Source organism: Aeromonas oralensis (assembly GCF_049665575.1).
Taxonomy (GTDB): Bacteria; Pseudomonadota; Gammaproteobacteria; order Enterobacterales; family Aeromonadaceae; genus Aeromonas; species Aeromonas hydrophila.
In genome coordinates, this window is sequence record NZ_CP187186.1 from 885,758 (window position 1) to 899,991 (window position 14,234).

Below are 14,234 nucleotides of genomic sequence, written 5' to 3' on the forward strand. Positions count from 1 at the left end.
CGGGATGTGGCTGACGGAAACGGTGCCTGCCGGGGCTATCGGCGCTCGCTCTGGCCAATTTTGCCGGCTGATCACGTGATTCATTCAGGTATCCCGTGCTACATTGCCCCACTTGTTACTGGTCTGTGAATCAATGGAGTGACCCATGTCTGCCATCCCCTATTCCGTACTCGATCTGGTGCCCGTGGCCGAAGGCTCCCAGCCGGCCGAGTCGTTTCGCCGCTCGCTGGAACTGGCTCGTCATGCCGAACGCCTGGGCTATTGCCGCTACTGGCTGGCCGAGCACCACAACATGCCGGGCATCGCCAGCGCCGCCACCTCGGTGCTGATCGGTCATCTGGCCGGCGGCACCAATACCCTGCGCATCGGGGCGGGCGGCATCATGCTGCCGAACCACTCGCCGTTGGTCATCGCCGAGCAGTTCGGCACTTTGGCTTCGCTCTATCCGGACCGCATCGATCTCGGGCTTGGCCGTGCACCGGGTACCGATCAGCGCACCATGCGGGCGCTCAGACGCCAGCGCAGCGGTGAGGTGGATGACTTCCCTGCCGATGTGCGCGAGCTGATGGATTACTTTGGCGACGAGGTGGGGGCGGTGCAGGCGGTACCGGGGCAGGGGCTGCATCTGCCCATCTGGCTACTGGGTTCCAGCCTCTACAGCGCCCAGCTGGCGGCGGCCATGGGGCTGCCGTTCGGCTTTGCCTCCCACTTCGCCCCCGCCATGCTGTTGCAGGCTCTGGAGATCTACCGCGCCCAGTATCGCCCTTCCGCCCGCTGGCCCAAGCCCCATGCGGTGGTCTGCATCAACATGATCGCCGCCGACAGCGAACGGGAGGCGCGCTTCCAGTTCACCACCCTGCAGCAGCAGTTCCTGCGCCTGCATCGGGGTAACGCAGGCAAGTTGCCGGCCCCCGTCATCGAGCTGGGAGAGGAGTGGTCGGAGCGCGAGCTGCTGGCCATGGAGCAGACCCTGGCCCGTTCGCTGGTGGGCAACCCGGACCAGGTGCGTCACGGCCTCAAGGCGCTGCTGGCGGAAACCCGGGCCGACGAGCTGATGTTCAACGGTCCCATCGTCGATCATCAGGCTCGTCTGCGCTCTTTCGAGATTGCCGCCGAGTTGATGCAGGAGTTATAAGCTCGCCTGCTCGATACCAAGGCGCTATCTTGCACAAAGCACCTCTGTCGTCCTGCTGTCAGGTGGGGCGTCGTGGGGAGGGAAGGCTGGTTTTTTGAGCACTCTCTTTTATCTAATGCACTGAATCCAAAGGAAAGTCAGGTTGGTGTCAGGGCACTGTCGTGGTGCATGGCACCCGCCGGCCCCTATGCTGGCCCCGTCAATCAACCACAAGGAGTTCGAGATGATCGTCAGGAAGTTGAGATTGCAGCGGGGCTGGTCACAGGAGCAGTTGGCCGCCTTTACCGGCCTGAGCGTTCGCACCATTCAGCGGATCGAGCAGGGTCAGCAGCCCGGACTGGAATCCCTCAAGGCCCTGGCTGCCGTCTTTGAGCTTGAAGTGGCGCAACTTGACGGTACAAGCCAACAGGAGCACGAGATGAGAGGGAGTGACACGATGGAACGGGATGAGATACGAGTATCGGTAGAGGAGCGGGCCGCCATGCGTTATGTGGAGGGGCTCAAGGGCTTCTATTACCACATCGCCAGCTACCTGCTGGTGATTTGCGGGCTGTTTGTCATCAACTACCTGAGCAACCCGGGCTATATCTGGGCTTGGTGGCCGGCGCTCGGTTGGGGGCTCGGACTGATCTCCCATGCCATCAATCTGTTCCAGCCGTTCAAGCTGTTCGGCCCCGAGTGGGAGCGGCAGCAGATCGAGAAGCGGTTGGGGCGCAAGCTCTAGGGTGAGTGATGCACCATAATAAAACGGGCCCGGCAATGCCGGGCCCGTTTTGTTTTGCAGTCTACCTGGCGTTGGCAGGACTGTGAGTGACGAGCCGCGCGTCATCTTCATAGTGCCACCGGGTGAGGCCCTGATTGCTCAGATGCAGTCCTCTTATCGTCACTTTGCGTAAGTGGGACAGGGGGTGGCGATCAGGGCATCATCTTCATAGCGCCACAGGGTGAGGCTGTTGCCCCAGACACAGCCGGTGTCGAGCGCCTTGATATCCTGCTTGCCGGTGTTGCCCATCAGGGCTGCCCAGTGGCCGAACACCAGGATGGGGTCATCCACATGGTGCTCGCGCTGCTCGAACCAGGGGCGCAGGCCCGGGGTCGACTCTTTGGGGCCCTTCTTGCATTTGAAGTCGAGCCGGCCGTCGAAATAGCAGAAGCGCATCCGGGTGAAGGTGTTGATGATGTAGCGGTAGCGCTCGATCCCGACCAGATCGTCCTGCCAGCCATCCGGCTGATCGCCATACATGTTGTGCAGCAGCCACTGGTACTGATCGCCGCGCAGCAGGCTCTCCACCTCGCGGGCGCAGTTGCGGGCGGTGCGGGCGTCCCACGCCGGGGAGATGCCGGCATGCACCATCATGATGGGCAGGTCCGGGTGCTCCGCCAGCAGTGGACGGTGGCGCAGCCACTCCAGCAGCTCGTCCCGGTCCGGTGCTTCCATCAGCTCCTGCAGCTTGTCCTTCTTCTTGAGCGGGGCGACGCCATCGGCGACCGCCAGCAGGTGCAGATCGTGGTTGCCGAGCACGGTGACAGCCCGGTTGCCCAGCCCCTTGACGAAGCGCAGGGTATTGAGAGAGTCCGGGCCGCGGGCGACCAGATCGCCGCACAGCCAGAGTACGTCGTTAGCGGGATCGAACTCGGCCAGATCCAGCAGACGGCGCAAGTCGTCGTAACAGCCCTGGATATCGCCAACAAAACAGTTCGCCATGAAACCTCAGTTGATAATGTGGGGGACGGCCAGCGTAAAGGGCGCGATGGGCGCCTCGAATTGCTGCCCCGACTCGTCTTGCAGGGTATAACTCCCTTCCATCACCCCAAGCGGGGTGGCCAGCGGCACGCCGCTTTGATAGCTGAAGGTCTCTCCCTCTGCGATCACCGGCTGCTCGCCGACCACGCCGGGGCCTTCGACTTCCAGCATCTTGCCATTGGCATCGGTGATGAGCCAGCGCCGGTGCAGCAGCTGCGCCGGGCCCGGCCCCAGGTTCTCGATCTCGATGAGATAGTGGAACTGGTAAGGGTCTTTGGAATTCGCCACATAACGGGGGTATGGGCGGATCACGATGTGCGGAGTGGCCACGGGATCAGGCCTGTTGCTGATCTGCCAGCCAGTTGGCGATCATGACGAACTGCTCGAGGGAGAGATTCTCCGGGCGCAGGTTGCCATCGATACCAAGCTCGGTCAGCTGGGCGTCCGTGATGAAGTTGGAGAAGCTGTTGCGAATGGTCTTGCGACGCTGGCCGAAGCCCTCGGTGCAGACCCGGTTCAGGCAACGAATGTCTTTCGCGACGATGGTCGGGTTCTTGTGCGGGATCAGACGCACCACGGCGGAATCCACCTTCGGTGCTGGCTTGAAGGCGCCCGGGCCCACTTCCAGCACAGGCACTACCTGACAGTAGTACTGGGTCATCACGCTCAGCCGGCCGTAAGCCTTGCTGCCGGGGCCGGCGGCCAGACGCAGGACCACTTCCTTTTGCAGCATGAAGTGCATGTCCTCTACCCGGTCGGCGAACTCGCACAGGTGGAAGATGAGCGGGGTGGAGATGTTGTAGGGCAGGTTGCCGAAGATGCGCAGCGGTCCCTTGCCTTCCCCCATCAGGGTACCGAAGTCGAAGCGCATGGCATCTGCCTCGATGACGGTCAGCTTGTCCTTTAGGGTCGGGTGCTCGCGCAGACGCGCCGCCAGATCCCGGTCCAGCTCGACCACGGTCATCTTGTCCATCTGGGAGGCGACCGGCTCGGTCAGCGCGGCCAGACCCGGGCCGATCTCCACCAGGTTCTGACCCGGCTGCGGATTGATGGCGGCGACGATCTGATCGATCACGTAGCGATCGTGCAAGAAGTTCTGACCGAAACGCTTACGGGCGGTGTGGCCCATGTGCACCTTGTTGCTCTGCACCTTACTGCTCATATCTTTTTTCTCTACCATCTTGATGGCGTGGTTGATCGCGGTGATCAGGCTGCCCGAGTCGGCGAGGCCCTTGCCTGCCAGATCCAGTGCGGTGCCGTGATCCACCGAAGTGCGGATGAAAGGAAGTCCAAGGGTGATATTGACCGAACTGCCGAAGCCCTTGTATTTGAGCACGGGCAGCCCCTGGTCGTGGTACATGGCGAGTACCGCATCCGCATCCTTGAGGTATTTGTCCTGGAACAGGGTATCGGCCGGCAACGGGCCGACCAGATCAATTCCCTCCTGGCGAAGGCCTGCCAGGGCGGGTTCGATCACGTCAATCTCTTCACGGCCGAGATGGCCGCCTTCCCCGGCGTGGGGATTGAGGCCGCAGACGTAAATGCGGGGGGTGGCGATGCCGAATTTGCTCTTGAGATCCGCATCCAGGATGCGGATCACCTTGCCGAGCCGATCCTCGGTGATGGCCATCGCCACATAGGCCAGCGGAATGTGGGTGGTCGCCAGCGCGACCCGTAGTCCCTCGGTCGCCAGCAGCATCACCACGTCGGCGGTGCCCGACTGCTGGGCGAAGAACTCGGTGTGACCGCTGAACGAGACGCCAGCCTGGTTGATGATCCCCTTGTGCACCGGCCCGGTCACCACGGCGGCAAATTCGCCGCTCATGTTGCCGTCGCAGGCGCGCTGCAGGGTGGCCAGCACGTAGGCGCCGTTGCCCTCGTCGAGCATGCCCGGCACCACGGCGGCGCCGAGGGGAACCGGACAGACGGTGAGGGTGCCCGCCCGCTGCGGGCGGGCTGGCTGGTCGGCATCATAGGGCTGCAGCTCGACGGGCAGCCCCAGCAGGGCGGCCCGCTCGCGCAGCAGCGCCGGATCGGCGATCACCACCAGCTGGTGCGGCCAATCCTGCTGGGCAATCTGCAGCACCAGATCCGGACCGATCCCGGCCGGTTCACCCGGGGTGATGGCGAGACGACGACAACTCATCAGCTGCCGGCGCCTTCGATCTGGATGTAGGCCTCGTCACGCAGCTCGTCCAGCCAGGCCTGGGACTCTTCGGTGAAGCGACGGTTGTAGATCAGCTGATAGGCGCGCTGCTCCTGGGCCTTGTTGGTGGCATCCTGGCTGCGGCGCTCTTCCAGCTGGACGATGTGCCAGCCGTGTGTGGTGCGGAAGGGTTCGCTGATCTGGCCCGGTTGCAGGCGGTTGACCATGTCGCGGAACTCCGGCACATAGACGTTGGGATCGGACCAGCCCAGCTCGCCACCCTGCACCGCAGAACCCGGATCTTCGGAGTACTTCTCCGCCAGGCTGGCAAAGCTGGCCTTGCCGCTCTTAATGTTGTGCAGGATGCCGTCCAGCATGCCCTTGGCTTTTTCTTCGCTCAGGATGATGGAGGGCTTGATCAGGATGTGGCGGGCGCGCACTTCGGTCTGCACGACCTGCTGCTGGCCCTTGGTGTCGAACACCTTGATGATGTGCAGGCCGGCACCAGAACGCAGCGGTCCGATGATGTCGCCCTTCTTGGTGCCTTGCACCGCCTCGGCCATCAGGGTCGGCATCTCCTGCGGGCTCATCCAGCCCCAGTCACCCCCTTCCAGCGCCTTGGGTCCGCTGCTCTCGGCAATGGCCATCTTGCGGAAGTCGGCGCCCTGCTTGAGGGCTGTCAGGATGCGTTCAATCTTGCTCTTGGCGGCGTTAAGCTGCTCGGCACTCGGGTTGTCCGGCAGGGCAACCTGGATGTGACCGACATGGTATTGCTGCTGTTGCTGACCCTGCTTGGCGAGGATGTCGACCACCTGCTTCACCTCCTGCTCGGAGATGTTGATGCGGCGGCGCACCTGATTGCGGCGCACCTCGTTCATCAGGATCTCGCGGCGCACCTCTTCCCGATACTGGGCATAGGTCAACCCTTCACGGGCCAGCTGGGCCCGCAGCTGATCCAGGGTCATCTTGTTGTCGGCGGCGATGCTCTGGATAGCCTGCTCCAGCTGGGTATCGCTGATCTTGAGGCCCTGACGATCCGCCAGTTGCAGCTGCAGGCTCTCCTGGATCAGCCGATCCAGCGCCTGTTTGCGCAGGGTGGCGTCATCGGGCAGGGACTGGCCGCTCTCCTGGGCAGAGGCTTTCACCTTCTGCACCAGGGCTTCCTGCTGGCTGGCCAGCACCACGTCCTTGTTGACCACGGCAAGCACCTTGTCCATCAGTTCGGGGGCGGCGAAGGCACCCTGGCTCATGGCTCCGAACAGGCCTGCAGTCAGCAGGGAAATCAACGTCTTCTTCATATCCATCTCTCAAGGCGTTTGCCAGACCGCTTATTGGTCTCGCAGGTTAAACGGACGAATGTAAGGCAGTGCTTCGGTGTCCAGGGAGGTGCCCTTGGAGCCGGTACCCACGCTACCCAATCCTTTCATTTCAAACTGAATACCGAAACTGCGCTCGGCTGTGGATGTATTGTTCACGTTGTTGGGCGTATTGACCCACTCCAGGTTGAAGTTGATGCTCCAACAGCAGGAGTCGTACTTCAGGCCTACCTTGCGATCAGACTTCACGCTCTGATTCAGCTCCTGATAGTAACCCCCGTACAGGTGCCACTGATCGTTGAGCGGGGTGGTCAACAGCAGGCCGATCTGGTTGAGATCGGTGACCTCGTTATTGGTGTTCGGCACAAGGTTGGCATCGCGCACGAAACGATGATTCAGTTGGCTGATCAGCTTCTCGCGGCGATACTCGACGGCGCTGTTGGCAGAGCTGAAGCGGCTCTGGTCCACATCATATTGCGCGCCGGCATGGGCAAACCACTGCTCGTTGATCTTGGCATCCCCCTCGAAGGAGAGCGGGGAGCGAGTGTTGGTGGTCAGAGCATCGCTGGGGTAGAGCTTGACCCTGGGCGCAACAAAATCGAAAGCTTGGGCAATGGCCAGCCGAATTCGTTCATCACCAGCGTCATCATATACCCGGCTGGTGACACCGACTGACAGGCGGTTGGAGTCGCTGATGCGATCCAGACCGGCGTAGCGGCGGTCGCTGAACAGGCTGTAGTAATCCTGACGCATGCTGGTGGAGTCATAGACGCCTATGTTGTCCTGATCCTTGTAGGGCACATAGAGGTACTGGAACTCCGGCTCCAGGGTCTGGTTGGCATCGCCGCCAAACCAGTTCTGGTTGCGCTCGAAGGTCATGCCGCCCTTGAGACGGAAGGAGGGTAGGGTGCGGGTGATGATCCCTTCGTCCAGAGTGACGTTTTCTTGTTTGCCTGTTCCTGTGTTAACACCTTTGGAGCTGGGATCAAATTTGTCACGGAAGGCTTGGCTCATGTTGTCCGGCACTTCCTGATCGTAACGGGTGTACATCAGCTTGTACTGGCTGTCGAGGTAGTAACCGGCCTCGTCAATGAGCGGCATGGTCAGGGTCGGGGCCGTGTAGACCCGGGTGCCGGTGTAGGCGCCGCCCTTGTTCTGCTCGATTGCCTGGGCATTGTTGTAACCGAACTTGGTGATTTCGGTGTTCCAGGCGAGATCGTACCAGCTGCCTTGCTGGTAATAGTTGTGGTCGATGCGCGGCATCAGCTCGTGGGGCTGCTGGGCGCTGGCCAGCAGGATCTGGTAGGTGCGCACCTCGGTGTTGATGTTCCAGTTGGGCTGGAAGTAACCGGCCATCAGAGATTGCTGCAACTGGTTGTCGACCTGGGTGCCCACCTTGGGGGAGAAGTCGTTGAAGTAGTTGTAATCCCGATCCCGCACCTTGGTGTAGTCCACCGAGACCCGCATCGCATTGTCCATGAACATGGAGGTATGACGGGCGTTCAACAGGTAGCGATGACCATCGGAGAGGTAATCGTTGAGACTCGGCGTCTCGTCGTACTGCTTGTCGTTGGCCAGGTTCTCGAAATAGAGGCTGCCGACATGGGCCGGATCCGGCATGTAGCGGAACTCGACCTGCTCCATCAGGCCCCGTCTGTCCATGAAGCGGGAGGTGATGGTGGCATCGTAGTTGGGGGCTATGTTCCAGTAGAACGGCTGGGTGATGTCCATGCCGTTCTTGGAGCTCTGGGTATAACCCGGGTAGAGCAGGCCCGTCTTGCGTTCATCCTTGATGGGGAAGTTGATGTACGGGAAGTAGAACACCGGGTAGTCGTAGAGCCAGAGACTGGCGTTCCAGGCCTCCCCGAACACCTCGGTCTGATCGATGTCGATGCTGCCCGCCTTCAGGGTCCACACTTCCTGACCCGGTGGGCAGGTGGTGTACTGGGCTCCTTCCAGGGTGATGTTCTGGTTGTTGTTGGTCATGGTGACCCGGTCGGCTGAGCCGCGCACCGGCGAGCCATGCACCTGATATTTGCCCTCTTCCAGCTCGGAGTTCTTGGTATCCAGGTTGGATTTCAGGGTCTTGTCGCTGGTGACCGTGATCTGGCCATCGTTGTAGTAGATGTTGCCGATGGCGATGACGTCCCGGCTCTTCTGATCGAGCTCGGCGTAGTCGGAATCGAACTTGCGCACGCCCTGGCGCACCTTGACGTCGCCCTGGTAGACGGCGGTGCCGCCCTGCTTGGCTTCGAGCCGATCGGCATCCACTTCCACGGGTTGGGCGTTGGCGTCCTTGCCGGGCGCCAGCTTCTCAATCTTGGGGACATAGTCATAGCAGAGCCCGTCCAGGATCCCGGTGGCGGGCGGCGGCGTCAGCGGCGCCGCCTGCACGATGGCCGGGGTCAGGGCTGGAACAAGGCTGATGGTCAGGGCGATGGGATAGGAGTATCCCAGTGTCCGTTTTGTCATGTGAAAGACTCGCGCAATCCGTGGTAGCTACGGCTGATTCAAGACATGCATTTTACGACAGGATTCATCGAGTTGACATTGCATGTCATTGCTTTATGTTAGCCGGCAATGATAAAGCATTATTGCGGCCAGGGCTAACAGCCAAGTGCTGCTTTCCAATTTGGTCCCCGACTTATGCACGATCGCGATTCCCTCTTGTTGCACTGGGCGCGCCGGATTTCCGGTGATGCCAGCCTGCAGTTGACCCTCATTTCCGGTGACGCCAGTTTTCGCCGCTACCACCGTGGCGGTGGTCTGATCTGGGTGGATGCCAATCCTAAAACCGAAAAGAATCATGAGTTTGTCCGTAATGCCTCGGCTCTGCACGCCGGTGGTCTGCTGGCCCCCGAGGTACGGGCGGTGGACTATGAGCAGGGGCTGCTGGCGGTGACGGATCTGGGGGACACCCAGCTTATCGGCTGCCTGAACGCAGACAACGTGCTGACCTGGTACGGCAAGGCCATCGCGCTGCTGCCCCGTCTCGGCGCTGTTGAACTGGACCTTGAGCCTTTTGATTCCGCCTTTATGGCGCGGGAGAACAGCATTTTCCCCGAGTGGCTGCTGGGTCACCATCTGCAACTGACCCTGAGCGATGAAGAGCAGCAGTTGCTGGCCGAGACCTTTTCTTGCCTCACCGAAAACAACCTGGCCCAGCCACAGGGGGTGATGCACCGGGATTTTCACAGCCGCAACCTGATGGTGTGCGGTGGCGAGACCCCGGCCGACAGCCGGCTGGCGGTCATCGACTTCCAGGACATGGTCATAGGCCCGCTCAGTTATGACCTGGTCTCGCTGCTGAAAGACTGCTACGTGCGCTGGCCGGACACGGTGATCGAGCAGGGCATGCGGCTCGGGTTTGAGACCCTGCAGCAGGCCAATCTGCTGGGCGAGCTCGATTACGCCGCGTTTCGTCGCGCCGCTGATCTCACCGGCATGCAGCGTCACCTCAAGGCGGCGGGCATCTTCACCCGCCTCTACCATCGCGACGGCAAGTCCGGTTACCTCAAGGACATTCCCCGCACCCTCGGCTACGTGGTGGATGTCTGCCACAGCCATGGCGCGAGCTACCCGGTGCTGGCCCGCTTCGGCCAGTGGCTGGCGCAGGTGGTGCTGCCCGGGCTGGCCCGCAGCGGAGTAACGTCATGAAGGCGATGATCCTGGCCGCCGGTCGCGGCGAGCGGATGCGCCCGCTCACCGACAGCCTGCCCAAGCCGCTGCTGGCGGTGGGGGGCAAGCCGCTCATCGTGCACCATATCGAAAAGCTCAAGGCTGCCGGTGTGACCGACCTGGTCATCAACCACGCCTGGCTCGGCCACAAGCTGGTGGAAGCGCTCGGTGACGGCAGTGCGTTCGGGGTCCAGATTTACTGGTCGGCGGAGGAGAGCGCGTTGGAAACCGCCGGCGGCATCATTCAGGCGCTGCCACTGCTGGGGGCTGAACCGTTTCTGGTGATCAACGGCGATACCTGGCTCGATCTGGACTATCGCACCCTGGTGAGCCAGCCACTGGGCACGGATCTGGCCCACCTCTGGCTGGTACCCAACCCGCCGCAGCATCCGGCAGGGGACTTTGCGCTGCAGGCGGGCAGGGTGGTCGATACCCCGGCGCTGACCTTCAGCGGAGTCGGGCTCTATGATCCTGCCGCCTTTGCCGGACTCACGCCGGGGGCGCGCAAGCTGGCGCCCCTGCTGCGCGACTGGATGGCACAAGGCCGGGTGGGCGGCAGCCTGTTGGCCGGCGAGTGGCGCGACATCGGCACGGTGGCGCGGCTGCAGGCGCTGGACGATCAGTTGCAAGGACGCACTCATTAATTTCACGAGGTCTTGAACCATGCGTATTTGGGGTAAGGTGCTTGGCGCCTTCTTCGGTTTTCTGCTCGGCAACATCTTCGGTGCCCTGCTGGGCCTCTGGATCGGCCACCGTTTCGACCGTGGCATGGGCTTGAATTTTCGCCGCGCGCCTACTCAGCAGCAACAGGCAGTCTTCTTCCACGCCACTTTCGCCGTCATGGGCCACATCGCCAAGGCGAGCGGCCAGGTGACCGAGCAGGAGATCCGGGTCGCCTCCAACCTGATGGACCGGATGCGGCTGGCAGGCGAGCAGCGGGCTCGCGCCCAGGAGTCGTTCCGCCAGGGCAAGGAGGCGGACTTCCCGCTGCGGGAGACCTTGGCCGAGTTTCGCCGTGCCAGCCAGGGCCAGCGCGATATCCTGCGCTTCTTCCTCGAGGTGCAGCTGCAGGCCGCCTTCGCCGATGGCAAGGTCGAGGCCAACGAGCGTGCCATCTTGCACACCATCGCCGAGGAGCTGGGCTTCAGCCGCATCGAGCTGGCCCGCATTCTGGCGATGGCCGAGGCGCAGATGAACTTCTTCAACCGGGCGCACGGTGGCCAGTATCAGGATGGCGGGCACGGCGGACAGCAGTACCGACAGGAGGCACCCTCCCGTGACCGGCTCAAGGATGCCTACCAGCTGCTGGGGGTGAGCGAGAGCGACAGCGATCAGGAGATCAAGCGCGCCTACCGCAAGGAGATGAGCAAGCATCACCCAGACAAGCTGGCCGCCAAGGGCTTGCCGCCGGAGATGATGGAGATGGCCAAGGAGAAGACCCAGGAGATCCAGCAGGCCTGGGAGTGGATCCGCGAAGCGCGCGGCATTCGCTGAGCGCCCCTTCGTCAGCCATAAAAAAGGCTCTGTCCCAGTTATGTGTTGAAAGGCTAATCTTGAAGTAGGTCATCACCTTGAGGGCCTCCACCATGGATACCCAAGCCTTTCAACACCTACTGTCCCTCTTCCCATTACTCACTTTGCGTCAGCGTCGTCTCGCGCAACATGAACTCACCACCCCTCACCCCATCACCTCGTTGGCCACTCAACTGCCCGCATGCCAATGCTGCCCTCACTGTCAGGCCGAGGCCACACAGTTGGCTCCCTGGGGCTGGTCTCGCGGGCTGCGCCGTTATCGCTGCAAGCAGTGTTTGCGCACCAGTTCCGTTCTCACCAACACGCCTCTCGCCCGACTTCGCAAGCCACAATGCTGGGAAGACTATGCTCAGGCCCTCATCGAAGGTCTGACCGTCCGGCAGGCGGCGCTCCGCTGTGGGGTCGGTAAAAACACCGCCTTTTTATGGCGCCACCGCTTCCTGAAGGCCATGGCTAGCCACCAGGCGGTACGGGAAGAGGGTATCGTCGAGGTCGATGAGACCTTCTTCTTAGCGTCGTTCAAAGGACAGCGCGGATTGCCCCGCCCGGCCCGCCATCGTGGAGGCAAAGGCTGTACCCGAGGCACAGGGCCGGATTACATCCCGGTGATGGTGGTGCAAGACAGAGCAGGTCACCTGGCTGACTTCCAGTTGGAGCAGCTGAATGCCAGGGCAGTTAAGGCGGTGCTTGAGCCGCTTATCGCCCCGGATGCCGTCCTGTGCAGCGATGGCGCTGGGGTGTATGCCAGTTTCAGCAAGTCGCAGGGCATGACCCACCAAGTGGTGCACAACCGTGCGGGAGAGCGAGTGGTAGGTGCATATCACATCCAACATGTGAACGGGTACCACAGGCGATTGAAGGAGTGGATGGAACGGTTCCATGGGGTCGCGACCCACTATCTGAGGAATTATCTGGGTTGGCGAAGGATGTTGGAGCGCTATGGGCGGGAAGTGAATATCTCATGTTGCTTGCATGAGGCGCTGGGGCGCCCCATGCAACACGTAATTGGGACACAGCGCAAACAAAAATGCCCGTCGTTGACGGGCATTTTTGTTTGCGCTGTGTTTGTGCGTCGCGGCTTAGTGGCTGTCGACCCAGACGAACTTGAGCACGAACAGCAGGGCCACCACCAGCACGCAGGGGTTGATCTCGCGCCAGCGGCCGGTGCCCGCCTTCATCACGCAGTAGGAGATGAAGCCCACGGCGATCCCCTCGGTGATGGAGAAGCTGAACGGCATCATGACCGCGGTCATGAAGGCCGGCACCGCTTCGGTCAGATCTTCCCACTTCACCCGGGTCAGCTCGGAGCACATCAGCACGCCCACGTAGATGAGGGCGCCGGCTGCAGCGTAGGCCGGCACCATGGCGGCCACCGGAGAGAAGAATATGGCCAGCAGGAACAGCAGGCCGACCACGATGGCGGTGAGGCCGGTACGGCCGCCGACGGCGACGCCGGAGCTGCTCTCGATGAAGGCGGTGACCGAGGAGGTGCCCATGAAGGCGCCGCCGACCGAGCTGGCGCTATCCACCAGCAAGGCCTGCTTCATGCGCGGGAAGTGCCCCTTGTCATCGGCCAGCTTGGCACGGTTGGTGACGCCGATCAGGGTGCCGGAGGAGTCGAACAGGTTGACCAGCATGAAGGAGAAAATGATCCCGGCCAGGCTGATGTCGAGCGAGCCCATCAGGTCCAGCTGGCCAAACACCGGCTCAATGCTGGGGGGCATGGAGACGAAGCCCTTGAAAGTGACGTCGCCAAACAGCCAGCCCAGGGTGGTGGTTACCACGATGGCGATCAGCACGGCAGAGTGGACGCCGCGGGCGGAGAAGATGCAGATCAGGAAGAAGCCGAGCAGACCCAGCAGGCAGGGCAGGGAGGTGAGGTTGCCCACCGTTACCATGGTAGCGGGGCTGGCGACCACGATGCCGGCGTTGTGCAGGCCGAGCAGGGCGATCAGCAGGCCGATGCCGGCGGTGATGCCGACCCGCAGGGTGAGCGGAATGTTGGCGATGAGCCAGTAGCGCACCCGCAGCAGGGTGAGGATCAGCAGGCCCATGGCACCCCAGAAGATGGTGCCCATGCCCACTTGCCAGGAGTAGCCCATGCCGGCCACCACCACGAAGGCGAAGAAGGCGTTGAGGCCCATGGCCGGTGCCAGCGCGATGGGCAGGTTGGCGAGCAGACCCATCAGGATGCTGCCGATACCGGCGATGAGGCAGGTGGTGACGAACACGGCCTGGGTGTCCATGCCGGCCGCAGAGAGGATCTGCGGGTTGACGAAGACGATGTAGACCATGGTCAGGAAGGTGGTGATGCCGGCGATCACTTCGGTGCGGGCGTTGGTGCCATGGCCCTTCAGGGCAAACAGACGCTCAAGCAATCCTTGCCCGGCGGCCTGTGTGGGGGCCTGGTGTGGTTGATTCATGTTGGATTCCAATAGGTGACGTGAAATAAGCAGCAGGCGTGGAGCCGGTCCCATCCATGCGGGCGTGACGCCCTGTTTCTGGTGGTTAAACAACCAGACTCGTCCTGATACCGTGACAGCGCGCACATTTTTACACAGGCGGCGCCGTTTACAAACCCCGGATCTGCGAGGCGGATCAATGAATAGAGTAAAAATTCAAACGTTTGCTTTTTCGCCAACAAAAAAGGTTCTCGTCGGAGAACCTTTTTGGCGCAGAGAG

At 61.9% G+C, this 14,234-nt stretch carries 11 protein-coding genes and 2 pseudogenes; 6 read left to right on the plus strand and 7 right to left on the minus strand.

Translation table 11 applies throughout. The features are described 5' to 3' along the window. The first annotated feature begins 145 nt into the window (after positions 1–145). Both ACPDZI_RS04370 and ACPDZI_RS04375 read left to right on the plus strand, forming a co-directional pair. Positions 146–1,135, plus strand: a complete 990-nt coding sequence (locus ACPDZI_RS04370) for a luciferase-like monooxygenase (protein ID WP_187268034.1) — start codon at positions 146–148, stop codon at positions 1,133–1,135. Positions 1,136–1,358: 223 nt separating this feature from the next. Next, positions 1,359–1,859 (plus strand): 2TM domain-containing protein, encoded by a 501-nt coding sequence (locus ACPDZI_RS04375; RefSeq protein WP_017410311.1) that lies wholly within the window; start codon positions 1,359–1,361, stop codon positions 1,857–1,859. Between the two features lie 159 nt (positions 1,860–2,018). Here the strand turns inward: ACPDZI_RS04375 and ACPDZI_RS04380 are convergent, their stop codons facing one another. The 6 genes and pseudogenes from ACPDZI_RS04380 to lptD form a co-directional block, all read right to left on the minus strand. Further along, complete coding sequence (locus tag ACPDZI_RS04380) at positions 2,019–2,840, minus strand: symmetrical bis(5'-nucleosyl)-tetraphosphatase (protein ID WP_011704877.1); 822 nt, start codon at positions 2,838–2,840, stop codon at positions 2,019–2,021. Positions 2,841–2,846: 6 nt separating this feature from the next. Further along, positions 2,847–3,209: a Co2+/Mg2+ efflux protein ApaG gene (gene apaG / locus ACPDZI_RS04385; protein ID WP_331413711.1), complete on the minus strand. Its 363-nt coding sequence runs from the start codon at positions 3,207–3,209 to the stop codon at positions 2,847–2,849. Between the two features lie 4 nt (positions 3,210–3,213). After that, positions 3,214–4,041 (minus strand): 16S rRNA (adenine(1518)-N(6)/adenine(1519)-N(6))-dimethyltransferase RsmA, encoded by an 828-nt coding sequence (gene rsmA / locus ACPDZI_RS04390; RefSeq protein ID WP_044799293.1) that lies wholly within the window; start codon positions 4,039–4,041, stop codon positions 3,214–3,216. Positions 4,042–4,044: 3 nt separating this feature from the next. Further along, positions 4,045–5,025 (minus strand): annotated as a pseudogene (gene pdxA / locus ACPDZI_RS04395) (4-hydroxythreonine-4-phosphate dehydrogenase PdxA); the annotation flags it as partial. After that, entirely contained in the window at positions 5,025–6,323 is a 1,299-nt protein-coding gene (gene surA, locus ACPDZI_RS04400) for a peptidylprolyl isomerase SurA (RefSeq protein ID WP_438834078.1), read from the minus strand. The pseudogene pdxA and the gene surA, both read right to left, overlap by 1 nt. A 30-nt stretch (positions 6,324–6,353) precedes the next feature. Next, positions 6,354–8,813, minus strand: a complete 2,460-nt coding sequence (gene lptD / locus ACPDZI_RS04405; protein ID WP_438834079.1) for an LPS assembly protein LptD — start codon at positions 8,811–8,813, stop codon at positions 6,354–6,356. A 174-nt stretch (positions 8,814–8,987) separates the two neighbouring features. Here lptD and ACPDZI_RS04410 point away from each other — a divergent pair, with 174 nt between their 5' ends. From ACPDZI_RS04410 to ACPDZI_RS04425, 4 genes and pseudogenes are all read left to right on the plus strand, one after another. Continuing rightward, positions 8,988–9,998, plus strand: a complete 1,011-nt coding sequence (locus ACPDZI_RS04410) for an aminoglycoside phosphotransferase family protein (protein ID WP_438834080.1) — start codon at positions 8,988–8,990, stop codon at positions 9,996–9,998. Beyond that, complete coding sequence (gene murU / locus ACPDZI_RS04415; RefSeq protein WP_438834081.1) at positions 9,995–10,663, plus strand: N-acetylmuramate alpha-1-phosphate uridylyltransferase MurU; 669 nt, start codon at positions 9,995–9,997, stop codon at positions 10,661–10,663. The genes ACPDZI_RS04410 and murU overlap by 4 nt, the downstream gene beginning before the upstream one ends. 19 nt (positions 10,664–10,682) lie before the next feature. Continuing rightward, a complete protein-coding gene (gene djlA / locus ACPDZI_RS04420; protein WP_168966386.1) occupies positions 10,683–11,513 on the plus strand; it encodes a co-chaperone DjlA in 831 nt (276 codons plus the stop codon). Between the two features lie 92 nt (positions 11,514–11,605). Beyond that, positions 11,606–12,565 (plus strand): annotated as a pseudogene (locus tag ACPDZI_RS04425) (IS1595 family transposase); the annotation flags it as partial. A 66-nt stretch (positions 12,566–12,631) separates the two neighbouring features. On the opposite strand, the gene ACPDZI_RS04430 reads toward ACPDZI_RS04425, so the two are convergent. Further along, positions 12,632–13,975: an NCS2 family permease gene (locus ACPDZI_RS04430; RefSeq protein WP_202010752.1), complete on the minus strand. Its 1,344-nt coding sequence runs from the start codon at positions 13,973–13,975 to the stop codon at positions 12,632–12,634. Positions 13,976–14,234 lie beyond the last annotated feature (259 nt).